We start from the raw sequence: 25,372 nt of genomic DNA, 5'->3' as shown, positions 1-25,372 counted from the left end.
TCGCTGAGGCTACTTAATGCATCAGGGCCGGGGTTTGGTTGATTCCTTTGGGGGATCAGCCAGAACTCGGCCCTTTTGTTGTGTTGTGGATTAGTCAATGACTGCGGCTACCGCTTCGATCTCCACTAATTGATGGTCATAGCCAAGCACCGTGATACCTAGTAGGGCGCTGGGGGCCGCGTGAGTGCCAAATGCCTCGCGCACCACGTTCCACGCACACACTAGATCTTTTTGGCTGCTAGAGGCCACCAAGACCCGTGTGGAGATGACATCAGTGATGCTGGCACCGGCTTCTGCCAAAGCAATATTCATGTTTTCAATACATTTGGCCGCCTGCGCAGCATAGTCCCCGATGCCCGCCGTGCTGCCATCAAGGTTTAACGGACAGGATCCGGCAAGAAAGATCAGTCGTGCATTGCTTGGTGCCGTGGAGGCATATGCATATTGCGCTGAGGAACTTAGATTCTGCGTATGGATCAGTGATACTGCACTGGGCATACCGACTCCTTGAATTGCTGTGTTGCTGCTTACATGTTTGGCAACGATAGCCCGGATCTCGTGGCGCGGCACCGAGCGGACTCACCTACAGCATGTGCTTTGAAGCCAGTTCACCGCGAACCATACGAATTTCAGGGTGAGAGAGGGCGCCGGGGTGCTCGATCGACAGCAGTTAGTGTGAGCTAACTCGCGTACAAATTAATGGCTGCTGAACTGATGTGTTTTGGGAAAAGAAAAGCTCCGGCTTCTCCTAGAGTCTAGGGGAAGCCGGAGCTAAAATGTGCCCGAGGTGGGACTCGAACCCACACACCTTGCGATACTGCATTTTGAGTGCAGCGCGTCTACCATTCCGCCACTCGGGCGGGCACATCATTTGGAGCAAGATTTAGCATAATGGATAATCTCTATCTTGAGAAATCCTCGCGTCCTTGCGGTTATCAACTGTACATGCAGATAGGCTTAACAGTGAAATCGAGTATTGCAGAAGCCCCGGTCATCCCGGGAATGAAGGAGCACCAATGAGTGACCTGCCCGAAGTAACCCGCATCGAGGCCGAACCAAACACCGGTGCACCACGCCGCGTGATTGTCGCAGAAGACGAAACACTGATCCGTCTGGACATTGTGGAGATCCTACGTGGTGAAGGCTATGACGTGGTTGCCGAAGCCGACAATGGCGAAAAGGCAGTAAATCTCGCCCGCGAGCACAAGCCCGATCTGGTCCTCATGGACGTGAAGATGCCCGTCATGGACGGCATTACCGCGGCCGAGATCATCGTGAAGGAACGCATTGCCCCGGTAGTTCTCCTGACCGCATTCAGCCAGAAAGAATTGGTTGACCGTGCACGTGAAGCCGGTGCCATGGCCTATGTCGTCAAACCATTCACACCTGCGGATCTGGTTCCCGCGATTGAAATCGCGATTTCACGTCACGAGGAAATTACGGCCCTTGAAAAAGAAGTCGGGGACCTCACCGAGCAGTTCGCCACGCGCAAGCTTGTGGAACGTGCCAAGAGCCTGCTGACCGAGAAGATGGGTCTGACCGAGCCCGAGGCATTCCGCTGGATTCAAAAGACCTCAATGGATCGTCGCCTGTCCATGCGTGAAGTTGCCGAAACAGTGATTGATCAGGTCAAGTAACTTTCCGTAGCTACTTGTGGCCGCGCCGTACCTCCGCACTGTTGTGGCAATGGCGTGGCCATAGTATTTTCACGTGATGCTTTTCCGCCAGGAGCCCCAGCACTGAGCTAGATTCAACGCCCCGCCGCCGCGGTGGAGGGATAGAACTTTTGATGAAAGGTTGACGATGCCACACCAAGACTCCCCGGTGGGTGCTCACTTCGAATTGGTGACCGAGCTTGCAGGCCACACGCAACGGGTAGTCGTTACCGAGTTGGGTGCTTCCCTGCGAGCGCTTGAAATCGATGGGGTGGGACTGGTGCAGGATTATCCGGCCGAGCTGCCGGAACCGATGAGTGCTGGTGCCGTGTTGGTTCCTTGGCCTAACCGGGTTGCCGGGGCACGCTGGGAACTTGAGGGGGTTCTCCAGAGATTGCCTGTCAATGAGCCTGCGCGGGGTCATGCGATTCACGGGCTTTTGAGAAATTCTCGTTACACACTCGCCGAGCGAACTGAAAACACGATCGTTTTGTCTGCCACGCTGCGGGCTCAGGCGGGTTATCCCTTCGATCTTTCAACGCGTGTCGAGTATGAATTAGTGGCCGATGGACTCAGAGTGCGCCACATGCTGGAAAATATTGGGGCACGACGTGCGCCGGTCGCCGTGGGTACCCACCCGTATTTGCGGGTGGGGGACGTTCCGGCAGCCGAGCTGACATTGTTAATCAATGCCGATTCTCATCTGGTGCTCGACGAGGTATTGATCCCTACCGGTGAAGTAGCACCGGTGGTGGGTACGAACCTGGATTATCGTGCCGGTGCCGTACTGGGTGAGATTGCCCTGGATGATGTGTGGACCGATGTAGTGCGTGAACCAGATGGTGGGTCTGTGCATTATTTGCAGGCACCCGATGGAAGCCGTGTCGAGTTGCGCATGGATGCCGCTTTTGGATTCATTCAGGTGTACACCACTGATCATTTCCCGGGACCTCGGGGTGTGGTTTCGGCTGTTGCTCTTGAACCTATGACCGCGCCGGCAAATGCCTTCAATAGTGGTAATGGTTTGCACTGGATTGGGCCAGGGGAAAGTTGGAGCATTGAGTGGGGGATTGGCTATAGGCCATCCGCCGAGCAAGATAAGACTGAAGACTAGGGCGGGAGCAACGAAATGAAAATTCAGGGAGTCGTCCTGAGCCTAGCGATTACTGATGCGTCGGCTAGTTTTGATTTCTATGTGGCGGTCATGGGCCCGGATCAGGTCAGCTTCGCAGGTGGAATCGTTGGACTGCAGCTTCCGGGGATGGCGGTGTTTTTGGCCGAGATAGCGGAGTTCACCAAGTATTCTCGTGAGGCTAAGCGTGCACCGTTGCTTCCGGTCCCGGCAACCGACGCATTCTTGAGTTGTGCCATCGAGACAATCGACGAGGTTGGTGAGATTCTCCGGAGCGTGAAAAGCGCCGGTGGCAAGATTTATGAACCGCATGAGATTGAACATGCAAGTGGTCGGGTGCAATATATTGGCACCTTTGCCGATCCGGATGGGCACCTCTGGCAATTGGTCTGTAACCTGACCGATCCCCAGGGCGCACCCGTCTCGTAATGCTTATTCGAAGCGTGAAGGATCTCCAAGACCCACGCGAGCGATCACGGCTTCTCCACTTGAATAATCGATAACGGTTGTTGGCTCGGTCCCACACTCACCGGAATCAATGACGCCTTCAACGACATTATCGAGAGCTTCCTTGATTTCCCAACCCTGAGTCATTGGCTCCTCTTCACCGGGCAGCAGCAGGGTGCTGGAAAGGATTGGCTCGCCAAGTTCCTCAAGAAGTGCCTGAACCACAGCGTTATCCGGGATCCGCACCCCAATGGTCTTCTTCTTTGAGTGCATCAGCCGGCGGGGAACTTCCTTGGTGGCTGGCAAGATGAACGTATAACTGCCGGGGGTGACGGCCTTGATATTGCGGAACACCATGTTATTGACCTCAACGTACTGGCCCAGTTGAGCAAAGTCCTTACAGACGAGCGTGAAATGGTGTTTGTCGTCGAGCTGACGGATTTGTTTTATCCGATCGAGCGCCTCACGGTTACCAATCTGCGCCCCTAGGGCGTAGCAAGAATCGGTGGGGTAGGCGATAAGTCCGCCATTGCGTAAAAGATCAACTGCCTGCGCAATCGAGCGAGCCTGCGGGTTTTCCGGGTGAACATCAAAAAATCGTGCCATTGAACGAGTTTACGGCTCCGCAACACCAATATGCACCGGGTTACTCAAGAATTTTGTGCAGCGAACGCAAATCCTTCACAAAAGTTCTATTAGACCTAGTGAAATACCTCATATTGGTGCGTACACTCCAACTCATGAGCACAATTGAGCGGCCGCTGCCCCGCCGTAGCGTCATGACCTACGCACTGGGTTCCATGGGGACAGGAGGATTCACAACGCTTCCCGGGCTTGTGCTCATCTACTACATGACCGACACCTTGGGGATCAGCGCACTATTTGCCGGCCTGATGGTGACATTGGCAAAGATCTGGGACGTCGTTATCGACCCAATCATTGGCGCACGCAGTGACCATTCGCTAGCAAATACTGGATCACGGAAACGCTTCATGCTCCTAGGCGGAGTTTTGCTCCCGATTTTCTTCCTTCTTACCTTCGCGGTGCCAGTAGCGATTGGCCCGGTGGCTGGCGGAATCTGGGTACTAATTGCCTTCACCGCAACCGCAACAGCATTTAGCCTCTTTCAGGTCCCATACATCGCCTTGCCCGCGGAGCTCACCGCTGGCTATGACCAGCGCACCAGACTCCTGTCGGTGCGCGTCTTGGTGCTCTCAATAGCAATACTGCTCTTTGGCGCCGGGGGGCCGGCCCTTCGATCACTTGGCGGAGAGAATAAATGGCTTGGGTACTTTCTCATGGCGTTGCTCAGCGGTGCACTCATTGGGGTGTGCATGATTATTACCTCCCGTGTGGCACCGCAACAACAAGCAATTGAATCGAAAGTATCTTCGATTCGGAGTAGTTATGCCCACGGATTCAACGCACTGAAGCGCAGCCAGCCATTTAGAGCACTACTGCTGACCTTCGCTTTGCAAGGACTTGCTACCGGAGGAATGCTCGCCGGCGCTCAATACATAGCAACCTGGATCCTGGGTGATGAAGCCGCGGTGACATTCTTGTTTATTGCACTGATTGGCCCGGCCCTGCTCTTTGTCCCGGTGTGGCGCACACTAGCCAAACGACTGGGCAAGGAACAATCGTTCAATTACTCAAGCATCCTCTTTGGACTTTCGGCATTTGCCCTGACCTTCATGCTCATTGCCCCCGGACCCTGGATCTACATTCCCGTCGCGCTCGCCGGAGCCGGGTATGCGGGAATGCAATCCCTACCCATGTCAATGCTCCCCGACGTCATCCACCACGACTCACGCACCCACGGAGAAGGTCGGGCCGGAATTTTCGGTGGTGTCTGGACCGCCGGAGAAACCACGGGAATGGCCCTAGGCGCCACGCTATTGGCCCTCATGCTCTGGGCCAGCGGATACATCGAATCGGTAACCGGAGAAACCGTCATCCAACAAACAAGCGCCACCAATGGCATCATCCTGAGCTTTAGCCTGATGCCAGCCCTGATCATCGTGCTCTCACTGCTCAGCTTCCGCAGATACCCGCTACGCGAACACGACATCGCCCCAAATGCACCCTCATCGACGTAGGAGAACACTAGCCGTGGCAAGCCCCGAAGAAATCCTGAACCGGCTCGAAACTCTGCGCTCCAACGACGCACCAACACACGGCGGCCGAGTCCTGTCCTACGTTTACGACTCCGGTCTGCCCGAACTCGACGCCCTTGCCGCCAGCGCCATGGAATTGGTCCAACCCGTCAACGGACTCGATCCCACAACCTTTACCTCGGTAGCCGCCATGGAACGCGAAGTCATTGAATTTGCCAGAAACCTCCTGCACGGAGATCAAAACACCGTGGGAACAATCACCAGTGGAGGCACCGAAAGCTGCCTGCTCGCAGTCAAACGTGCACGCACCAACTATCAAGGCGCCGGGGCACCCAAAATACTTGCACCAAGCACCGTCCACGCAGCCTTTCACAAGGCTGCCGAATACTTTGAGCTTGAACTCGATCTCGTCCCGGTGCAAGCCAACGGACAACTACAGGCCGCACGACTCATAGAACGCATGGATGAGAACACCGCCCTGGTGGTGATCTCCGCACCCGCATACCCCTACGCAACACTTGACCCCATCACCGAGATCGCCGCAGTAGCCAGCGTCCGGGGCATCGAATGCCACGTGGACGCCTGCATCGGCGGATGGATCCTCCCCTTCTGGCCAAATCTTCCGGAGTGGGATCTACGCGTCCGCGGAGTTACAAGCATCGCAGCAGACCTACACAAATACGGGTATGCGCCCAAGGGCATTTCGGTACTACTCACCCAAGGTCGTGACACCCAACGATCCCAATACTTCGCAACCACCAACTGGCCCGGATACCCGGTAGTGAACTCAACATTGCTCGGCTCCAAATCCGCAGCCCCACTCGCCGCGGCCTGGGCCATCATCAACTACCTAGGAGAAACCGGATTCCAGGCGCTCGCCGAATCGACCCACAACTCAACCCAAACACTACTGACCCACATTTCATCAATCAAAGGTCTACGCGTCTTGGGTTCACCCACCGGACCACTCTTTGCCGTGGCGCAGGATGACTCCCTCACGCCCGAGACGCGCATCGACCCACACCTCTGGGCAGACCGGCTCGGGACCTTGGGATGGCGTGCCCAATTACAACCCGCATACCGGCAGCCAGATGGCACCACCCTGCCGCGCACCACCCACTTGACTATTACCCCCGTCACCGCAGCGTCCGTGACCGAGCTCTGTTCGGCCATGACAGTCGCGGCCCAGGACGTCAGGGGAGTGCCTGGCATTAATCCCCAGGAGGTGCTCGCATCACTGGATTTAGAGGTGCTGCCGGAATTGAACTCCCAAAGTGCTCAAGAACTACTCACTGGGCTGGGCCTGGCAGATAATTCTGCGGGGTTACCCGCGGCAATGGCACAAGTCATGGCATTGATCGAAGCGTTGCCTGCCAGCTTTTCGCAGCGACTGCTCGTTGAACTCATGGCCCGCCTGATCGAACCGTAAGCCATATGAACTCGCTCACTCCCAGCTCCTCGCAAGGAGCTGCCAACGCTTGATCACACGCGCAAATGGCGAAACTGTGAGGTAATCGGGAATTGACTAGTTCCCCACAGGCCATATGATGAATTGGCGACTTAGGTGACCAGAACCGAAACATTGGGTAAACAATGCTGAAATACAGGGTGACCGTTTGCGCCTCGGCCCCCTAGCCCGTAACCCAAGATTGGTTTTTACATGGATCTGACGCTTATCGTCGTCCTAGTCATTGCACTTGCCTTATTCTTTGACTTCACCAATGGCTTCCACGACACCGCGAATGCGATGGCTACGCCCATCGCCACCGGAGCCATCAAGCCCAAGACCGCTGTGGCGCTAGCCGCAGTTTTGAACCTCGTCGGTGCTTTCCTCTCGACCGAGGTTGCCAAGACTATTTCCGGCGGCATCATCAAGGAAGGCGGAGAAACCGGTGTGCAAATCATGCCGGCCATGATCTTCGCGGGCCTGATGGGCGCCGTGATCTGGAACATGCTCACGTGGCTCTTGGGTCTTCCCTCTAGCTCATCGCACGCACTTTTTGGCGGCCTGATCGGTGCGGCAATCGTCGGTGCCGGCTTCGGTGCCATCGATTACAACGTACTGATGTCCAAGGTTCTGCTGCCGGCACTTGTGGCCCCGGTCATCGCGGGAACTTCCGCGTATCTGTGTACAAAGCTTGCCTACTCGGTCACCAAGCGCCAGTCCGGACTTGCTTCCCCGAAGCGTGGCGGATTCCGTTATGGCCAGATCTTCTCATCCTCGCTCGTGGCCTTGGCACACGGCACCAACGATGCACAGAAGACCATGGGTGTTATCACCCTGACTCTGGTGGCCTCCGGCCTGCAGGACGCAAATACCGGCCCACACTTCTGGGTCATCGCAACCTGTGCACTTGCCATTGCTCTGGGCACCTACATGGGTGGCTGGCGCATCATCCGCACCATGGGTTCGGGTCTCACGGACGTCAAACCAGCACAGGGCTTCGCCGCAGAAACATCAACTGCAGCAGCAATTCTGGCCTCCTCACACCTAGGCTTCGCCCTATCAACAACACAGGTTGCCTCCGGCTCGGTGATCGGTTCCGGTCTGGGGCGTAAGGGTGCCGAAGTACGCTGGGGAACAGCAGGAAAAATCGCTGTTGGCTGGCTCTTCACGCTTCCGGCGGCAGGTGCCATTGGTGCCGCGGCTGCAGGTCTTGCCCACTTTGGAACTCCGGGTCTTGTCATAGTGACGGTTCTAGGACTCGGCTCTCTGCTGGTGATTTGGGTACTTTCACGCCGCGAAATCGTGGGGCACAATAACGCGATCAGTGACGTTGATGTATCGGGTGCAGCAGTGAACATTCCGACCAAGAAGGAACGTCGCAAGATTGCGCGTGCCAAGGCAAAGCAGGAGAACAAGTAATGAACATCGAATGGGATGCATTCCTCATCGTTGCGATTGTCACCTGGATCTCGGCACTGTTCATCGTTGGCGCATACTCTCTGGGCGTGCGACTGCTGGCAGTAGCGGAAGATGAAGGACGTTCACCGGCCGTGGCCAAGAGCGCCGCATACTTGTGCTTCACGCTCTGTGGGGTAGTGGTGCTCTTTGGCATCATCCTCATCGTTCCGCAGCTCAGCGAGGCAATTCTCGGCGCATAACCCGCCGCAACCTGTCGTTTCATGGATAGGATGGGCATCATGACGCAATTCAGGTATTACGTAGCAGCCTCAGTTGACGGTTACATCGCCGATGAAAATGATCAACTTGACTGGCTCATGGAATTCGACGGATTCGAGGGGCAAGAAGCTGCCTATAAAGAATTCTTCGAAGGTATCGGTGCCATTGTCTTAGGCGCCGATACCTATTCGTGGATGCTGCGTGAAATGGACGACGAGTGGCCCTACCCCGGGCTACCCGTGTGGATTTTCACGCACCGTGAACTTGCCGCATTCCCCGGAGCAGATCTGACCTTCGTCCGTGGCGAGGTGACATTCTGGGCCGGAGATATCGCGCGAAGCGCCAATGGCAAGGACGTCTGGGTTGTTGGCGGTGGCTCCATAGCCGGACAGTTTATTGATGAAGGATTACTCGATGAACTTTTCCTCTACACCATGCCGGTGCTGCTCGGTGGAGGTCGACCGTTGGCCGCGATGCGTGGCCGGGGCAAGCTGAAGCTCACCTCAAGCCGGCAATTTCCTGGCAGTATCCTCGAGAACCGCTTTGATGTCATCAAGGCACCGGGTCAAGATCACGAGTACTAAAATTTAGCTTTCCCAAGGGTGGCTTGCTTCTAACGAGGCAAGCCACCCTTGTGTTTCCCTCGCGCTGCTGAAACGTAAGACTCGCGCCGAACCCAGTTCTTTTTCCAGGGCACGCATCTGCCGACGTTTCATTGAAAATGTTTTGAAGTGCCAGCGCAAAATCGATTCGTGACCCAACATTCGGCCCCATGATTCATAGTTTCCATTGCACATGGGTTCGTGGAATACCGCACGGCGGATACAGCGGCGCAACAAACGTGCCAAAGAAAATAGCCGTGGGTAATCGAGACAAACAACCAGCTCGGCCCGCTCGATGATCTCCTGGCGATAAAAGCTGTAGGCCGAATCGAAGACCCAGGAATCACCGGAGGCGGCCTCTGATGCCAAGCGTTTCTGCTCATCCGGATCGCGGCTCACCCAACCCGGAAGCCAGCCAAATTCCTCATCAACCAGATGGATCGGCAGCCCCAGGGCGCTACCGATCCCACGTGCTAGCGTGCTTTTGCCGCTTCCGGTAACGCCCAGACAAATAATCCGGCGCGGAAAATCGTTCAAGTGCGCCTAGCCATCGAGGAGCATATTGGTGATCCGCGAGGTGCAAATACGGCGTCCCTGCTCATCGGTGATCACAATCTCATGGGTGGTCAGTGTGCGACCCAAATGAATCGGGGTACAAACGCCGGTCACCAGACCCGTGACCCCGGCACGGTGATGGGTAGCCGAAATATCAACACCCACTGGTTTCTTCTTTCCCGCACCGTGCACGGCAGCGGCAAAAGAACCCAAGGTTTCGGCCAAAACCACCGAGGCACCCCCATGCAGGATTCCAGCGACCTGCTGGTTACCTTCAACGGGCATGGTTGCCACCACCCGATCGCGGGTAATTTCGGAAAATACAATCCCCATTTTTGGCAATAATGTTCCAACTCCATGACCGGTGAGCATTGGCCACATGGGTTCCGGCACCCCATGATCGGCAAGCTGCTGCGCAAATGGATTCGGATGTTCTGCCCCCACCGTGGCAAAGGTGCCGTTTATCTCTGCCTTGGGGGTGTTGTTGTGTGTGAAATTTTTGCTCATGCCAACTAGGCTGGCATCTGTGAGCGATTCAACCAAACTTGTGGCAACCGAACCCCAGCGTCTTCTCGTCATTGACGGGCACTCGATGGCCTTCCGCGCCTTCTATGCATTGCGTGCCGAGAACTTCGTTATCAGTACCGGACAGCATACAAACGCCGTCTACGGATTCACTTCAATGCTGCTGACCATGATCCGGCAGCAGAAGCCAACCCATGTGGCTGTGGCCTTTGACCTTGACACCCCCACCTTCCGCTCGCTGGAATACACCGAGTACAAGGGCGGGCGTAATAAAACTCCCGAAGAGTTCTATGGGCAGATTGACCTGATCCAAAAGGTCATGGAAGCCATGAACATCCCCACCATCACCATGGACGGGTTCGAGGCAGATGACATCATCGCCACCCTCGCCGCCCAGGGCGAGGCAGCAGGCCTCGACGTGCTTGTCGTTTCCGGTGACAGGGACGCCTTCCAGCTGATCACCGAAAAAACCCTGGTGCTCTACCCCAAGAAGGGGATCTCCGACATTCCGCCGATGGATGGTGACGCTGTCGAAGAAAAATATGCTGTCCGCCCCGAAATGTATTCGGACCTTGCCGCTCTCGTGGGTGAAACAGCAGATAACCTCCCCGGTGTTCCCGGTGTGGGCCCCAAGACTGCTGCCAAATGGCTGAACATGTATGGGGGCCTACAGGGCGTCTATGACAATGTCGATGCCATCAAGGGCAAGGTCGGTGAGTCGCTGCGTGAGAATCTTGACAACGTCAAGCGCAACCGCCACCTCAACCACCTGCTACGTGACCTTGAACTGCCGGTGGCACTTGAGGCAATGGTGCTCGAGCACCCGGACCGCGATGCCGTTGAAGAGCTCTTTGATGCCCTTGAATTCAATACGCTGCGCAAGCGCCTCTTCGAGCTTTTCGCCGTCATGGATGAGGAAGAAGCCCCGAGCATCGAGACCCCCGATGCGCAGAAGCTCACCAACGCCGAGGACATCACTACCTGGTTCTCCACTCACGGAACACAGCTGTTGGGCCTGCACCTAGCCACCCCGCCGGTCACTGGCGGCACCGAGGTACTTGGCATTGGCTTTGCCGCTGCCGAGGCTACGGCATTCGTGTCCCTGGAAGATCTTGATGCGCAGACCAAGGACGCACTTGGCACGGTGCTCGCCTCCAAGGATTACAACAAGGCAATCCATGACTACAAGAGCACCTTCAAACTGCTCGCCGGGCTGGGCCTTGACCTTGACGGAGTAGCCGATGACACCATGATCACCGCCTACCTGATCCAGCCGGATCGCCGCAGCCACGAACTTGCCGAGATTGCCCAGGTACACCTGAAGGTAGAGCTGGATACAAAAACGGAGCCGGCTAGTGGTCAGCAGGCCTTCGATCTTGAGGGTCCAGACCTGGCAACCCCTACCACCCGGGCCGCCCATGTCGTGCGCGAACTCTCGCTCTTCCTGGCTGGCATGCTGGTGGAGCGTGGGGGCGATAAGCTGCTCATCGAGCTGGAAATGCCACTCTCCAAGGTGTTGGCCACCATGGAAATGGCAGGCATTGCCATTGACACCGTGAAGCTCGATGAACTCTATGCCGACTTCACCAAGTCCATCGATGCGGCAACTGCCACGGCTTTTGCCTCGATTGGTCACGAAGTAAACCTTTCTTCACCCAAACAACTACAAGTTGTCCTCTTTGAAGAACTCGATTTGCCCAAGACCAAGAAGATCAAAACCGGTTATACCACCGATGCCGAATCCCTGGCAGACCTGCTGGAAAAAACTGATCACCCATTCCTCGTGGCGCTGATGGCCTACCGCGATGCGACAAAGTTGCGTCAGACAGTTGAAGGCCTGCGCAAGGCAGTTGCGGGAGATGGCCGCATTCACACCACCTACGCGCAGACCGTTGCCGCCACCGGACGCTTGTCCTCGCTTAACCCAAACTTGCAGAACATCCCGGTGCGTTCAGAGGAAGGGCGTCGCATCCGCGAGGTCTTCGTCGTAGGTGAAGGCTACGAGACCCTGCTAACCGCCGACTACTCGCAGATTGAAATGCGTATCATGGCGCATCTGTCCGAGGACGAGGGTCTGATCCAGGCCTATCAGGACGGCGAGGATTTGCACCGCTTTGTTGGCTCGCACGTCTTTGATGTGGAGCCGGCCGAGGTCACCAACGAGATGCGATCCAAGGTCAAGGCCATGAGCTATGGCCTGGCCTACGGGCTAAGCTCCTTTGGGCTGTCAAAGCAGCTGAAGATCTCCGTCGATGAGGCCCGCAACCTCATGAAAGATTACTTCTCCCGCTTCGGCGCCGTGCGCGACTACTTGCGTGCGGTTGTGGATCAGGCCCGCAAGGATGGCTATACGGAGACCATCTTTGGCCGTCGCCGCTACCTGCCAGAACTTGCCAGCGATAACCGTCAGCTGCGCGACATTGCCGAACGTGCCGCGCTGAACGCCCCCATCCAGGGCTCGGCCGCGGACATTATCAAACGGGCCATGCTCGGCGTGCAGGAAGGCCTCGAAACCGCTGGCCTGAAATCCCGTATGCTGCTCCAAGTCCATGACGAACTCGTCATTGAGGTCGCCCCCGGCGAACTGGAAAGTGTTGAGGCGCTGCTGCGCGAGAAGATGGGCGCCGCGGCAGAACTTAAGGTTCCGCTGGATGTGCATGTGGGCATCGGCAAGTCCTGGCAGGACGCCGGACACTAATGCGCTCCGGGCACCTGCGCATCGACAATGTTCCGCTCACCCGAGGTGAGGACGGAACGCCCTCTGACGCCTATGCGGCGTGGCTCAATTCTGTCGGGGAAGGCTTCTATGGGAAGCCCTCCACAGGGGAACGTCTTGAACAAATGTTCCAGAGCCACCAGATCGATGCACGGGTGCTCACCGCGGTTTATGATGACTCGCGCGATACAAAACTCGTCGATTCTTTGGTGCCCGTCGCTACCTACGCCTCTTTCACCAAGACGCTCAATGTTGGCGACGGGCTCCTTCCGGCGCACCTAGTCACCACGGTGACGGTGCGCCCCACACACCGGCGGCGCGGAATCCTCCGCAAGCTCATGAGCGATGACCTTGCCAAGGCCAAATCTGCCGGTTTCGCCGTTGCGGCGTTGACCGCTACCGAAGCAACAATATATGGCCGATTTGGTTTTGGCCGTTGCACCGAAGCCCAACGCATGAACCTTGATGTGCGCGGCGAGGTGCGTTTTCATGCGGTGCCCGTGGGCTCGGTGGTTCAAGTAGTACCGAGCAAATTATCGGACATCGCCGCAGAAGTCTTCGAGCGTTTCCACACAACCCAACGTGGATCGGTTGGCAGGCAGGAAGCCTACCAGCGCCACGCAACCGGAGCTTGGGGACCGGATGGGCAGGAACCGGATCCCAAAACACGTGCGGCAGTGTATCTGGATGATGCAGGTGTCATCCAGGGGTTCGTCACCTATGCATTTACTGGATGGGAACCGGCACCCATCACCCTAGAAATTCGTGATCTCGTGGCGGCAACCCCCATCGCTCGACGTGAACTTTTCAGGTTCATGACGGCCCATGACCTGATTGAACGGGTCAGCTACCCAGCTGCCGCCGCAAACGACCCACTGGGGTGGGCTCTGGAAGACCCCGCACGGCTGAGCTATCTTGAACGCGAGCACGGACTGTGGGTGCGAGTCCTCGATGTCCAAGCAGCCTTCGCCGCCCGCAAGTACACCGGCAGTGGTTTCTTCACGCTGCGTGTTGCTGATGTACAGGGGCTAACCTCGGGCAGCTACGCCTTCGAAATCACCGAGGGTACACCGGAGATTACGCGGATTGAAGATTCGAGCAAGGCGAGCATTGCCTGCGACGTTCAAGTACTTGGCCCGCTCCTCTTGGGCACTGCACCAATCGCCGATCTGCTCGCCGCGGGGATAGTGACACTGGATGATCCAAGCGATCTTGGCAGACTCGCTGCCTTAGTAGATCTTCCCGGAATACCGCATGCCATCAACGGATTCTAGAAGGCCAGAAGTAGCATTGTGGATATGAGCGAGAAAAATCCAATCCGCATCGAACGCTTCGGCCCCGAAATCATTGAGGGTGCGCCAAGCTCTCGAACCAATGATTTCAACATTGCCATCAGCCGTGGTTTTCACGAACGCGCCCAAGAAGCCGAAGGCCTAGCAGTTCTGGCGCAAATTCACGTTGCCGACGGGTCCGAGTTCACCGCTGTATACGACGATGATGTTGTAGTTCCGTCGTGGCATGCGGGAAAACCGGTGGCCACCTATGCCGCCTACCCCGGCACTCTCAATCTGGGTGGAAAAGAATTATTGCCCGCACACCAGATCACCGCGGTCACCGTGAGCCCCACACATCGGCGCCGGGGCATTCTACGCAGCGTCATCACCGAGGATCTGCAGGCTGCGCAGGCCAACGGTCTTCCGGTAGCGATTCTGACGGCATCCGAGGCAACAATTTATGGGCGCTTTGGGTTTGGAGCGGTGACCGAACGGGCAAGTTTTGCCTTGACAACTGCCCGCGGTGCCAACCAGCGTGGTCCGGTGACCGGAAATGTTATTGCTGTAGACCCGGCGGAACTTGAAATTTGGGCACCCGAACTCTTCGCCGCTGCCCACGCGAAAACCCTAGGGTCTGTGAGCCACTCGCGCTTTGATATTGGAAATTCAACAGGGATCTGGGAAGAATTTGATTCGCTCACACCCATCAAAAATCTGCGCGCGGCATTGCACCTCGATGCGCGGGGTGAGGTTGATGGTTTTATTACCTATGAATTCTCCGGCTGGAAAGCCAAAACTCCGGCACTGTCCATTGGACAACTGAGCGCCCTGAACGGTGCTGCGCGACGCGAACTGATCGGATATCTGGCAGCTCACGACCTCATTGAGGAGATCACCGGTCGTGGGCCAGTCGATGATGTGCTGCGCTCAGCGTTGGTCAATCCTCGCGATTACAAAGTCACCCGGGTGGGAGATCACCTATGGATGAGAATTCTCGATGTTCCGGCAGTACTCGGTGCTAGAAGTTACACGAATGATGGAAAAATATCCTTGGGCGTGCGAGATGACCTCTCACTTGTTAACGGTGTTTGGGAGCTTAGCGTTGAAAACTCGGTTCCGCAGGTTCGCCGTGCCCCTGCCGATAAATCTGTCGATGCAACCCTTGATGTTCGTGACCTAGCAACCCTTGTCATGGGCATGCGCACCGCAACCCACTTGGAACAAGCAGGTCTGCTGAACGCACACCACGGGCAGGCTCTCGAAATCCTGGACCTACTTTTTAGCACAACAGCAACTCCATATTGTCAGGCGGATTTCTAGTCCCGATGAACGAACCATCACTTATGCCCAGGTCTGTCGGCCGCCGAGTCCTGCTGAGCGCAGCCTTGGGATTGGGAGCCGGCCTGCTGAGCTCTTGTGTTGCCGACCCCAACTCTCCAACCTCACCACAAACTCCAAACCAGACCCCGAGTTCTTCTCCCTCCTCGGCGCCCAACCCCACGGCAAGTCCAACGCCGGCGCCCAGTCCCACTGCCACGCCAGAATCCGCGTCAAGTGTCCCGAGCCGAAAACAGGTTCTGAACTCCTACCCGGGACGTCCCGCAGGCGCTTTTGGTCTTGAAGTCAAGGGAATTGCCTTAGGGCTCCCAAGTAAGGCTAAGGGTGCAGCATTGACCTTTGACGCGTGCGGGGGAGCCAATGGAGAGGGGTTCGATGAGGTACTGATCGAGGTACTTCGCAAAAATAAGGCACCAGCAACGCTCTTTATCAATCAGCGTTGGGCCAAGGCCAACAAATCCTTGACCCGGGAGCTTGCCGCTGATCCGCTCTTTGAGATTGCCAATCATGGAACCACTCATGCACCGCTGGCTAGCAGGGGACAGGCTGCCTACGGCATCCCCGGAACCGCAAATATTGGCGCTGCCTACGATGAAATCATGGGAAACCAACGCTACCTGTCCGATGAATTTGGTGTTGAAGCCAAGTTCTTCCGCTCTGGAACCGCCCACATGGACGAACTCAGCGCCGCTTTGACACGTGAGATTGGACTCATCCCCATGAATTTCACGGTGAATCTAGACGCCGGAGCAACCTTCCCTGCGGCAACGGTGGGTACCCAAACCCTGAGTATGCGGGCCCGTAGCGTGGGAATCGGTCACTTTAATCGGCCCAAATCCGGAACCGGGAAGGGCGTTGCCGAGGCACTTCCCAGACTCATTCAGGCTTTAGATTCTCAGAGTTTGCGGCTCTTGAAGCTCTCCGACGCATTCTAGGCTCGGCCACTGCGTCGAAACCCCTTGGCACCCCGCGTCACTTGACAAAATGGGGCACGATCCGTTTTGACCCGGCAGGGTGTCTGGGAATAGACTAAGGGGGCGTGTTTCGGCCTTGCCGTGCCCGCATAAGTTTAAATTCGGATTATGCCGGGACTTCCGGCTAACCGACCAACCAGACTATCCACATCGGAGTCCCTACTACATGACCATCACCTCCAACGAGAAGACCAGTGCTCCAGTCGTTGCAATTAACGACATCGGCTCTGCTGAAGACTTCCTCGCTGCCGTCGACGCAACCATCAAGTACTTCAACGATGGCGACCTCGTCGAAGGCATCGTCGTCAAGGTTGACCGCGACGAAGTTCTGCTCGACATCGGTTACAAGACCGAAGGTGTCATCCCTTCCCGCGAACTTTCCATCAAGCACGATGTTGACCCGGGCGACGTTGTCGCCGTTGGTGACAACGTCGAGGCCCTCGTCCTCACCAAGGAGGACAAGGAAGGTCGTTTGATCCTGTCCAAGAAGCGTGCTCAGTACGAGCGTGCCTGGGGCGACATCGAAAAGATCAAGGAAGAAGACGGGGTCGTTACCGGCACCGTCATCGAGGTGGTCAAGGGCGGCCTTATCCTCGACATCGGCCTGCGCGGCTTCCTGCCGGCATCGCTGGTCGAAATGCGCCGTGTGCGCGATCTGGCTCCGTACATCGGCCAGGAAATCGAAGCCAAGATCATCGAACTGGACAAGAACCGCAACAACGTTGTGCTGTCCCGTCGTGCATGGCTCGAGCAGACCCAGTCCGAGGTTCGCTCCACCTTCCTCAATAAGCTGGAAAAGGGCCAGGTTCGTCCGGGCGTTGTTTCCTCCATCGTCAACTTCGGTGCATTCGTGGACCTTGGCGGCGTAGACGGTCTCGTCCACGTTTCCGAGCTGTCCTGGAAGCACATCGACCACCCGTCAGAGGTTGTCGAAGTTGGCCAGGAAGTCACCGTCGAGGTTCTCGAAGTGGATCTGGACCGCGAGCGTGTTTCGCTCTCGCTCAAGGCCACCCAGGAAGATCCATGGCAGACCTTCGCCCGCACCCACGCCCTTGGGCAGGTTGTACCGGGTAAGGTCACCAAGCTGGTTCCGTTCGGTGCGTTCGTTCGCGTCGAAGACGGCATCGAAGGCCTCGTGCACATCTCCGAGCTTGCAGTTCGCCACGTTGAGCTTGCAGAGCAGGTTGTCTCCGTTGGTGACGAGCTGTTCGTCAAGGTCATCGACATCGACCTCGAGCGTCGCCGTATCTCGCTGTCCCTCAAGCAGGCCAACGAGGGCGTCGATCCGGAAGGTACCGAATTCGATCCGGCACTCTACGGCATGGCTGCAGAGTACGACGAAGAGGGCAACTACAAGTACCCAGAGGGCTTCGACCCAGAGTCCAACGAATGGCTCGAAGGCTTCGAGACCCAGCGTTCGGCTTGGGAGCAGCAGTACGCTGACGCCCAGACCCGCTGGGAAGCACACAAGAAGCAGGTTGCTCAGCACTTGCTCGACGATGCAGCAGCAGAGTCGGCTCCGGCCGAGTCCGCAGCCAACAGCTACTCCTCGGATGCTCCGGCAACCGAGGCTGGCACCCTGGCATCCGACGAAGCACTCGCAGCACTGCGCGAGAAGCTGGCCGGCGCCTAAGCCTTCCTCTCCTTGTGAATCGCTGATTCACTCGAGGTAGCTTGATCGAATGGTCCGGTTTCTCACCCATTGGTGAGAAACCGGACCATTCGACGTTAACGCTCGGGTAGGATGGGTAGTTTGTATTCCATTCCTGACAAGGACTTTTGTGGCAAAACGTGGCTCAGTTCCGGAGCAGCTTCCACTGTTCACCCTTTCCACCTCCGTGCCGGGGAGATTGCCGCGGCGAGGCAACTCGTCAACCATGACGTTTCTTGCCCTGTTCCTGATTGCCGCGGGTCTGCTGGCCCACATGCTGCTCACCCGGAACACCGGGTCATTGACCTTCACCGATTACCTGCGTGCGGTCGAATCGGAACAGTGGATGCTCTGGGCATATGACGGGTTACTGATCTTGGCCAAAATTCTTGCCTTCAGCGGTTTCATCTTTGGCCGTCGGCTCGCCGGGATGGGTCTGCTCATCACCGCGAGCATCGCAATATTTGGCTATCAGCTTGCCGAGTCCTCGGCCTGGAGCTGGGCCATTGCCGCAGGCTTGTTGTTCGTGTTAGTCGCCAGGGACAGGCTGCTGCGGCTGAGACAGCTCCGTTTCTTTTCCCCACGAGATGCTCAGCGCGCGTGGCTTACCAAGTCTCAATCCCCACGCGATACTGAATCCCTGACTCCAGATTCCGGCGGCGTCTCGATGGTGTGGACGTGGCTCGGCACCCTCGCCACGGTGATAGGGGCATTGCTTCTTGCCGGTCCCTATCGCTCCGCATTGTTGCCGCTTACCGCCGGTGCAACGAGGCAGGTAGCCGGCCACTGGCCACTGGCGCTTGTTGCGTTCGGACTGGTGCTGCTGGTCGTCGGTGCATTGGGACTGATCTGGTACGTGATGGTTGAACCACATAAGGAATGGGTGCTGCTAGATACCGGCGACACCGATCCATTCGAAGTCTTCGAAGCAGTTGAATATCAGATTCCACCGCTAGCGCTTGCAGAAGTTCACCGCACCAGCGGTTGTATTTGTGCCAGAGAGCTCGAAGGAGAAGCCGAAAAAGACCTGCCAGAGGGGATCTGGCCGGAACCCGACTGCCCACGCCACGGCATCAAATACCTCAATTCATTGCCTGCTGCCAGCTTTCTGCAGATCGCCGATCAACCATGGGTGTATGACGAAGAGTATGAATTACAGATCCCCGAGCGCAACTACCCTAAACAGCGTAGGGTGCTGTTCAACATAGTTGGAATGAAGGGTTCCTCATTGCGTGAGACTTCAGCTATCCCACGCCCAGGGCTTTTGCTTAGCGAGCGGCTGAAAAAACGCTCAAAGGCAGACGCAGAACCGGAAACAGAATTACTCTCCGAGACGCTGGAATATCTAGAACGCGAGGAAATCATCGACATTCTCGATCTCCGTTCGAACGGAATCCACGGCTGCGTGCTGCGTAGTAGGGAAAGTATGCCGCATTTCTATCCCGAACCCGTCCCGGCTGAATACCGCCGGCACATTCACTTCTAATGCTTTCCAGCCAAGGGTTACTGCACGCCGGAATCCGTATCTCCATTTTTAGCCATGACCGTAATAATCTTCGGCCTTGTTTGGCTCCGGTTCCGCGACAGCAGCTGGTGCGCTCTGCTGAGCCTGTGGAACAGTTCCGGGCTCTGGTGCTTGGGTGAGACCCGCAGCTACATCAACGGAGAATTATTCGAGCTGGTGACCCTGCTGGACTGGTTCTGCCCATGATTCACCTCTCCGGAATCCCGTGGCTTCACAGAGCAATGCGGCGACGTCAGCTACATGAGGAGTTGCTATCGAGGTGCCGCTAATGGTGTTGTAGCTTTTGTGCATCGGCCATGAAGAATAGGCATTGACACCCGGTCCGGCACTGTCCACCGGTCTGCCACGGCCAGATGGTGTGCGTGGCGAGAAATTTGCAACGGTAAGCGTCGAATCCAGGGCCTCTACAGACATGATGTAGGGGCTATTGGCAGGGGGGGGCTCCAACAAATCCGGGATTACTCGATGAACGCTGGGCATTATTCCCAGCCGCTGCAACAAACAAGTTGCAACACCCTATCCACGAGCACCAGGCAAGAAGCATGGCCCACACGAAGTACCAATGCAGTGTGGTCCGTGTCCGTTGTAGGGAATCTTCATCTAAATCACATGATTCCGCGGTCTTATGGTGACCCACGAAATCCGTGACCCAAATCCGGTTAGATGCCTCGGCGGTGAACTCTCAGTTCAGCAGATCGCCGGCCCAGCGGCCGTCAGTGCTCTCACCTCACCGGAGCCGATCCACGGTGTTTTTGGGAGGCCTGCGGGTGGCCGTCGCGCCGTGGCCAAGCGGTCATCTTCCGCCGAGCCTAAGAGGCTTCCAGTTTCGGTCTTCCTTTACTGTCCAGCTCTTTGAGGCTGCGTAACGTGTCGAGGATCTTCGTATCCTCAAGTGCGCGCAGAGCAGACAAACGTCTTTTCCAGGTTCTGTAGGTTCGCACGTCTTCCTGCACGCCCCGCAATCGCAGAACGGCGCAGATCGACTCGCACCGCTCCGCCTTCAGCCCGCTGCTCATTAATGAACCTGAAATTAGCGAATGGCCTGCGGTAGAGCTCCCTGAGCTCAAGAAAATCGAGGCAGCTTTCAAGATTTCGTTTACTTCCTTCAAATCCTGAGCTTCAGCCCACAGACGCTTGAGCTCTTCCTGCTCAGTCAGCTGCCCAACTGTCACTAGAAACAGGCCCTGAACTCATAGGAATGCTCAAAACTGAGCTTAAGCGGTTGGAAACCAAGATCGTTGAACTGTTCCTCGGAATCCGGCCGAATTCGTGCTAAATGTTGCGCAATGAAGCAATACGCCCGCTCCCCAAGACGTACGTAGTTAGACGTTAGTAAAGTAAGATCGGTGTTTGAGCTTGCACGATAAGGAGTCCGCGTTGCTCTCTGCAAAACCACCGCTGATGCTCCCCATACTGAAAATGCCCGCCACGTTGTGGAATGCACTTCCCCTGCGCGTCGGGACCGGGACGATTCTCGCTCCCGCACTAGCCGTCTATGCGCTATTCCTGCTGGCCGGCTGGATCTGGGGAGACTACGGGTATTTCCAAGAGCAGGCACGACTCAAAGATGATCTTTATTCCACGGTTCTAGCCAAATGGGTCCCGGTCGGTTTGCTCTGGGCGTTGCTACTACCGGTTATGGCCGAACGAAGAACAGCCTGGGCGCTGAGTGGAGTTTGTGTGGCTGCGGCGCTATACATACCGGCCGAAGTAGTCCCTTTTGAGGCATTCTGGTGGATTGCCGCGGCCCTGCTGTTGAGCTGGGCCATCATTACCTCACTGCCCAGCGCCACGAGATTGGTGAAGCTGGCATTGTTTTCTCATCGAGAACGCTCAAAACCCTCGCTGCAACTCGTCCCGGTCAGACGCGGTCAGACCCGACGAAGATTCAGCGATGGTTTGCTCCGTTCCTTGGCACCGATCTGGATGCTTCCGCTGGCCGTCTTCAGTGCGGTAATCCAGCGAGATGAATATTTCTTCATGAAAGACAGCCTCGAAACGCGCGACATTGCGTGGGAGTCTCTGGGCTCTAGCACATGGTCGGCAACCGGACCGATATTCCTTGTCGGTGGTAGTATCTGGTGCACCGTGGGGCTGTTTCGCATGGTGATGGAACGACTGATCGGCAACGTTGTGTGGCTACTTCCCGAAACCGCCGACGGACACCTAGACGTTCCAACAAACCCCACGCATGTGAACGGCTCATGTACCCCGCAGGACGTGGTGATCACCCCGGATAAGGCAGACTGTCCTATGCATAGCCGTGAAAAGATGTGGCTCGGCTTCACCGGAAGCGATAGCCAAGGTCATCTGCTGCACTGGTGTGATCGGTACTGGAGTGACCAACGAGAACTGGCGCGGCATCGTTGCGATGAATCCGAGGTGACCGAGAAATTTCGCGGCATCCGCTGGCTTGAGGGTCATGGCACCAAAGACTCAAAAGGTACCGTCTCCGCTACTGAATCCCTGACTCCGGGGGAGCGATAACTATCCGCCGCTCCGGAACCACCGACTCGACACCGGAGACCCCGCTAAGCCCACTGACACGTGGTTCAGTTGCATGCCCAATCACCTGACCGAGTGTTCCTAACACCTGATCAACTGTGAGACCGACGTTCTCCAGTTCCTGCACAACTTGCTGAACTCGATTCAAGTATTGTTCCTGCACGGTGATGATCACGCTCACCGATTCCGGAACGATACCTCCTGTTTTAGCCATGACCGTAATAACTTTCATCCTCGGTATTCCCGGGTTCGGTACCTGTTTCTGGTGCAGCCTGTGGCGGCTGTGGGACGGCGCCCGGTTCCGGAGCTTGGCTCAGGCCAGCGGCGACATCAACGGAGAACCGTTCAAGCCGGCGAGCTTGTTGAACGAGTTCTGCCCACAATTCACGCCCGCGGAATCCCGTAGCCTCACTGAGCAGCGCGGCAACACCTGCAATATGTGGGGTTGCCATTGAGGTACCACTAATGGTGTTGTATCGCTTGGGCATGGGCCACGAAGAATACACATTGACTCCGGGACCTGCAATATCAACTTGTCCGCCGCGCCCCGGCAATGTCCGTGCCGAGAAATTCGCGACTTCGAGCGTCGAATCCAGTGCGCCAACGGCCATGATGTACGGGCTGTTGGCCGGCGCGCCAACAAAGCCAGGATCTCCGGCGGAACGACGGGCATTATTTCCGGCAGCCGCAACAATGAGTGTTCCGCGTTCCAAAGCACGACGCCCCGCCGCGACATAGGGTGGGTGCACCTCGCGGACGTCGGCGCCCAAAGACATAGAAATAATGTGGCAATCATGTTGTAGCGCCCAGTCGATGCCGGCCAAGATCCCCGAGTCGGAGCCTGACCCATCGCTGCCAAGGACCTTACCTGCATAAATCGATGCACCGGGAGCCACCCCATACCCACGCGCATCGGGCAAGGAACGTGGACCACAAGACGTACCAATGCAGTGAGTTCCATGACCGTGACCGTCGTGGGAATCTTCACCCGGTATGAAGGACTCGGTGGTGATATCACGACCGACAAAGTCTGGGTGTCCGATATCAAAACCAGTGTCCAGAACCGCAACTCGAATACCGTTACCGGTGTATCCGGATTCAACGGCAAGTACGGCTTGGACACCCCAGGTTAGCTCCGGGGTGTCGGCAAAATCTGCGGCTGTTGTGCCCTCGGGGATCGATGACTCGGGTCCGAGAATCTGATAACGCATCTCCGGAACAATACGCATCGGCATTCCCTCACGGCTGCAACGCTCTCTTAGTTCACGTAACTGGGGTGAATCAGAGTTAACGACTGCCACACCCAAGCGAGGAAAATAGTCGCCTAGGTCGAAGCCTTGTGCTTCAAGAACCGAAGGAACTTCATTCTCCAAGGCCCTAACACCAAAGCGCCCGGGTTCGGTGGCCTCGGGTGAATCAAAAACAACAACATAGCGCCCGGGAATGGGTGTTGCTGCGCTGGCGACTGAGAATGGTGCATCTGGATCAAACATGGTGTGCCCCCGAGGATCAAGACGTTGCTGCTCAGAGCATCGGGTGAGGTAACAACGTATGCTGACTATCGAATAATGTGAACTCTACAGTGCCGGCAATGCTCCCGAAAGGGGTATTAGCACCAACGGATAGACTCAGGGGGTGCCCGGAAAACGAGTCGTCTTGAGAAAGCCTTACCCATGAACACGGAACAATGGATCGCGGTTACCCGTGATGATGGTGAAACAGTCGGATATTTAGAACCGGTGACAGCCGACTACGATCGGGTGCAACCACGATCCGTTCTTGGACATGCCGTGGGTGAGGCGCTGGACTATCTGAGTGCCGAAGAACTATTGTGCGACCGCGGTATTGCCGAGCTCATGGAACAGTGGACTCTGATTGACGAGAATGATGCCTCGAGAACAAACCTGAGTATCTTGGAAGTTTCTCCTCACGGAATCGTTCTCGCCGATGCTTTACTGACCAAGGCCTTGGTTCCGACCGAGCGGTTTACTGTGGCATGGCCAGATATTGAAGCAAAGCTCGTTCGTTCAACGCACGTTTAGCTCGGTGCCGGAAGTCAACGCCAGTAACTCGTTGTAGCTCAGGGATACCAGCGAGTCGGCGGTTCCCGCAGCAACCCACAGTGGGTCGTAGTCGCGCAATGCGAGATCAATAATTGTCTTGAGCGGCTCGGGATGTCCCGCCGGGGCGTCCCCACCAATCACTTGTCCAGTCACCCGCTTGACGAAATCTGGGCTGGCACGCTTGATGCTTGCACCACCCAAACTCTGGGCGACGAGTTTGCTATTGCCGCGACGTCACAGCCGAGGTGCTCGGCTGTGACGTCGTCGTATGAGTTCCAGCATTGTGCAAATTGATTTCACGAGTGCTCCCGACGCGTTCAAGATCGGCTATGAAACGGGCATGCTGGGGGAGCATCTGATGAGTTTCCTCTGCGAAGTCTTCTCATGGTTGGCCTTGCTGACACTAATGCTTGCCCACACCCTAACCAATTAGCGTGCCGAGCACCACAAATGAGAAGATCAGCCGCATGACTACACAGCCGCAGGCACCACTCCCAAAAGCAATTGTGGAGCAGTGGCACAGCTCCCACGAGTTTTCTCAGCTGCCATTTTGCCTAGGGTTCTCGTCATTTGCTACGCAGCACCATTCGTCGCCAAGCTTTGGGACAACGTAGGGCAATGGAGCGAGGGCCAAGTAATTTCTGGGGGCTAAACCCGGCAGAACTTTTGCTGGTGCTCATTCTGATACCTGTCTTGGTAGCACCGGGCTTTGGGTAGCGTTGGGGGCATTTCAAAGTTCTTGCTTACTCGAGCCAGGCTTTGAACCACAGTGGTCATACTTCTTAGGTAGCTGCATTTTGGGAATTGCGGCAGTGACCGACCAATTCATGGGTCTTCGGCAACGTACTGGCATAGGGGCTTTGGCTCACAAACTGCGAGGCTCATCACCGATTATAGTTCCACTGAGTCAAGAACACGCCTCAAGTATCCGAAGAGACGCACGTGAAGGATGGTGGTTAGTTCCCGGATTTCTTGCTGTTCTCGGAGTAACCACTACTTCTGATATGTCGCCAGCCATTTCCTTCGGTACCGTTCTGTGGCTGTGCGTGCTGACTCTCCGCACCACCTGGACAGCGCTCACTATTAGGAGGGATGGATGGGCCCGATACCGTGGTTACTACCGCAAACTAACCAAGGTCCAATTACAGTGCTGGGGGGGGGGGGGAAGG

At 56.5% G+C, this 25,372-nt stretch carries 25 protein-coding genes, 1 tRNA gene and 1 pseudogene; 17 read left to right on the top strand and 10 right to left on the bottom strand.

Annotation, left to right across the window (positions count from 1 at the left end; genetic code table 11):
* Positions 1–90 precede the first annotated feature (90 nt).
* Both CQ018_RS00125 and CQ018_RS00120 read right to left on the bottom strand, forming a co-directional pair.
* On the bottom strand, positions 91–498 hold the full coding sequence (locus CQ018_RS00125) for a RidA family protein (RefSeq protein WP_105547968.1): 408 nt from the start codon (positions 496–498) through the stop codon (positions 91–93).
* 281 nt (positions 499–779) lie between these two features.
* Positions 780–860: transfer RNA gene (locus CQ018_RS00120), tRNA-Leu, on the bottom strand.
* Positions 861–1,016: 156 nt separating this feature from the next.
* Here CQ018_RS00120 and CQ018_RS00115 point away from each other — a divergent pair.
* The 3 genes from CQ018_RS00115 to CQ018_RS00105 all read left to right on the top strand — a co-directional run bounded on the left by CQ018_RS00115 (position 1,017) and on the right by CQ018_RS00105 (position 3,216).
* Complete coding sequence (locus CQ018_RS00115) at positions 1,017–1,637, top strand: ANTAR domain-containing response regulator (protein WP_105547967.1); 621 nt, start codon at positions 1,017–1,019, stop codon at positions 1,635–1,637.
* A 166-nt stretch (positions 1,638–1,803) separates the two neighbouring features.
* On the top strand, positions 1,804–2,769 hold the full coding sequence (locus CQ018_RS00110) for an aldose 1-epimerase family protein (RefSeq protein WP_105547966.1): 966 nt from the start codon (positions 1,804–1,806) through the stop codon (positions 2,767–2,769).
* A gap of 15 nt (positions 2,770–2,784) precedes the next feature.
* Positions 2,785–3,216, top strand: a complete 432-nt coding sequence (locus tag CQ018_RS00105) for a VOC family protein (RefSeq protein WP_105547965.1) — start codon at positions 2,785–2,787, stop codon at positions 3,214–3,216.
* Positions 3,217–3,219: 3 nt separating this feature from the next.
* Here CQ018_RS00105 and CQ018_RS00100 read toward each other — a convergent pair whose 3' ends face one another.
* Entirely contained in the window at positions 3,220–3,840 is a 621-nt protein-coding gene (locus tag CQ018_RS00100) for an L-threonylcarbamoyladenylate synthase (protein WP_105547964.1), read from the bottom strand.
* 134 nt (positions 3,841–3,974) lie between these two features.
* Here CQ018_RS00100 and CQ018_RS00095 point away from each other — a divergent pair, with 134 nt between their 5' ends.
* The 5 genes from CQ018_RS00095 to CQ018_RS00075 all read left to right on the top strand — a co-directional run bounded on the left by CQ018_RS00095 (position 3,975) and on the right by CQ018_RS00075 (position 9,059).
* On the top strand, positions 3,975–5,333 hold the full coding sequence (locus CQ018_RS00095; protein ID WP_105547963.1) for an MFS transporter: 1,359 nt from the start codon (positions 3,975–3,977) through the stop codon (positions 5,331–5,333).
* A gap of 13 nt (positions 5,334–5,346) precedes the next feature.
* The gene (locus CQ018_RS00090; protein WP_258142343.1) at positions 5,347–6,780 is read left to right on the top strand and encodes an aminotransferase class V-fold PLP-dependent enzyme; all 1,434 of its coding nucleotides are present in this window, start codon (positions 5,347–5,349) and stop codon (positions 6,778–6,780) included.
* 231 nt (positions 6,781–7,011) lie between these two features.
* Complete coding sequence (locus tag CQ018_RS00085; RefSeq protein WP_105547961.1) at positions 7,012–8,217, top strand: inorganic phosphate transporter; 1,206 nt, start codon at positions 7,012–7,014, stop codon at positions 8,215–8,217.
* Positions 8,217–8,456 carry a hypothetical protein gene (locus tag CQ018_RS00080; protein WP_181149669.1) on the top strand — a complete coding sequence of 80 codons (240 nt, stop codon included), beginning with the start codon at positions 8,217–8,219 and terminating at the stop codon, positions 8,454–8,456. Before CQ018_RS00085 ends, CQ018_RS00080 begins: the two co-directional genes overlap by 1 nt.
* A 39-nt stretch (positions 8,457–8,495) precedes the next feature.
* On the top strand, positions 8,496–9,059 hold the full coding sequence (locus CQ018_RS00075; protein ID WP_105548633.1) for a dihydrofolate reductase family protein: 564 nt from the start codon (positions 8,496–8,498) through the stop codon (positions 9,057–9,059).
* 3 nt (positions 9,060–9,062) lie between these two features.
* Here the strand turns inward: CQ018_RS00075 and CQ018_RS00070 are convergent, their stop codons facing one another.
* Together CQ018_RS00070 and CQ018_RS00065 are read right to left on the bottom strand one after the other, a co-directional pair.
* Positions 9,063–9,614 carry an adenylate kinase gene (locus tag CQ018_RS00070; RefSeq protein ID WP_105547960.1) on the bottom strand — a complete coding sequence of 184 codons (552 nt, stop codon included), beginning with the start codon at positions 9,612–9,614 and terminating at the stop codon, positions 9,063–9,065.
* 6 nt (positions 9,615–9,620) lie between these two features.
* Positions 9,621–10,139 (bottom strand): hotdog fold thioesterase, encoded by a 519-nt coding sequence (locus CQ018_RS00065; protein ID WP_308728832.1) that lies wholly within the window; start codon positions 10,137–10,139, stop codon positions 9,621–9,623.
* A gap of 85 nt (positions 10,140–10,224) precedes the next feature.
* On the opposite strand from CQ018_RS00065, the gene polA reads away from it, so the two are divergent.
* The 6 genes from polA (at position 10,225) to CQ018_RS00035 (ending at position 19,596) form a co-directional block, all read left to right on the top strand.
* Positions 10,225–12,855: a DNA polymerase I gene (polA, locus tag CQ018_RS00060; protein WP_258142389.1), complete on the top strand. Its 2,631-nt coding sequence runs from the start codon at positions 10,225–10,227 to the stop codon at positions 12,853–12,855.
* Positions 12,855–14,147 (top strand): GNAT family N-acetyltransferase, encoded by a 1,293-nt coding sequence (locus CQ018_RS00055; protein WP_105547959.1) that lies wholly within the window; start codon positions 12,855–12,857, stop codon positions 14,145–14,147. Before polA ends, CQ018_RS00055 begins: the two co-directional genes overlap by 1 nt.
* 24 nt (positions 14,148–14,171) lie before the next feature.
* The gene (gene eis, locus CQ018_RS00050) at positions 14,172–15,467 is read left to right on the top strand and encodes an enhanced intracellular survival protein Eis (RefSeq protein WP_105547958.1); all 1,296 of its coding nucleotides are present in this window, start codon (positions 14,172–14,174) and stop codon (positions 15,465–15,467) included.
* Positions 15,468–15,490: 23 nt separating this feature from the next.
* Positions 15,491–16,420, top strand: a complete 930-nt coding sequence (locus CQ018_RS00045) for a polysaccharide deacetylase family protein (protein WP_258142342.1) — start codon at positions 15,491–15,493, stop codon at positions 16,418–16,420.
* A 205-nt stretch (positions 16,421–16,625) separates the two neighbouring features.
* Positions 16,626–18,092, top strand: coding sequence for a 30S ribosomal protein S1 (rpsA, locus tag CQ018_RS00040; protein WP_105547956.1), 1,467 nt, complete (start codon positions 16,626–16,628; stop codon positions 18,090–18,092).
* A 244-nt stretch (positions 18,093–18,336) separates the two neighbouring features.
* Positions 18,337–19,596: a hypothetical protein gene (locus tag CQ018_RS00035; RefSeq protein ID WP_146111780.1), complete on the top strand. Its 1,260-nt coding sequence runs from the start codon at positions 18,337–18,339 to the stop codon at positions 19,594–19,596.
* A gap of 183 nt (positions 19,597–19,779) precedes the next feature.
* Here CQ018_RS00035 and CQ018_RS00030 read toward each other — a convergent pair whose 3' ends face one another.
* Both CQ018_RS00030 and CQ018_RS00025 read right to left on the bottom strand, forming a co-directional pair.
* Positions 19,780–20,049 (bottom strand): S8 family serine peptidase, encoded by a 270-nt coding sequence (locus tag CQ018_RS00030; protein ID WP_258142341.1) that lies wholly within the window; start codon positions 20,047–20,049, stop codon positions 19,780–19,782.
* Between the two features lie 395 nt (positions 20,050–20,444).
* Positions 20,445–20,807 (bottom strand): hypothetical protein, encoded by a 363-nt coding sequence (locus CQ018_RS00025; RefSeq protein WP_105547954.1) that lies wholly within the window; start codon positions 20,805–20,807, stop codon positions 20,445–20,447.
* A 178-nt stretch (positions 20,808–20,985) separates the two neighbouring features.
* Between CQ018_RS00025 and CQ018_RS00020 the strand changes: the two genes are divergently transcribed.
* Entirely contained in the window at positions 20,986–22,122 is a 1,137-nt protein-coding gene (locus tag CQ018_RS00020) for a hypothetical protein (protein ID WP_146111779.1), read from the top strand.
* Here CQ018_RS00020 and CQ018_RS19755 read toward each other — a convergent pair.
* Both CQ018_RS19755 and CQ018_RS00015 read right to left on the bottom strand, forming a co-directional pair.
* A complete protein-coding gene (locus CQ018_RS19755; protein WP_146111778.1) occupies positions 22,091–22,354 on the bottom strand; it encodes a hypothetical protein in 264 nt (87 codons plus the stop codon). The genes CQ018_RS00020 and CQ018_RS19755 overlap by 32 nt on opposite strands.
* A complete protein-coding gene (locus CQ018_RS00015; protein WP_105547952.1) occupies positions 22,347–23,633 on the bottom strand; it encodes a S8 family serine peptidase in 1,287 nt (428 codons plus the stop codon). Before CQ018_RS00015 ends, CQ018_RS19755 begins: the two co-directional genes overlap by 8 nt.
* 180 nt (positions 23,634–23,813) lie before the next feature.
* Here CQ018_RS00015 and CQ018_RS00010 point away from each other — a divergent pair, with 180 nt between their 5' ends.
* A complete protein-coding gene (locus CQ018_RS00010; protein WP_105547951.1) occupies positions 23,814–24,182 on the top strand; it encodes a hypothetical protein in 369 nt (122 codons plus the stop codon).
* On the opposite strand, the pseudogene CQ018_RS00005 reads toward CQ018_RS00010, so the two are convergent.
* Positions 24,168–24,419 (bottom strand): annotated as a pseudogene (locus CQ018_RS00005) (YbaK/EbsC family protein); the annotation flags it as partial. The gene CQ018_RS00010 and the pseudogene CQ018_RS00005 sit on opposite strands and share 15 nt — an antisense overlap.
* 52 nt (positions 24,420–24,471) lie before the next feature.
* Between CQ018_RS00005 and CQ018_RS19960 the strand changes: the two are divergent.
* Positions 24,472–24,636: a hypothetical protein gene (locus CQ018_RS19960; RefSeq protein WP_181149668.1), complete on the top strand. Its 165-nt coding sequence runs from the start codon at positions 24,472–24,474 to the stop codon at positions 24,634–24,636.
* The last annotated feature ends 736 nt before the right edge of the window (positions 24,637–25,372 follow it).

Source organism: Arthrobacter sp. MYb227 (assembly GCF_002975435.1).
Taxonomy (GTDB): domain Bacteria; phylum Actinomycetota; class Actinomycetes; order Actinomycetales; family Micrococcaceae; genus Paeniglutamicibacter.
Note: the sequence above shows the minus strand (reverse complement) of the source record. Positions and strands in the feature narration are given on the sequence as shown.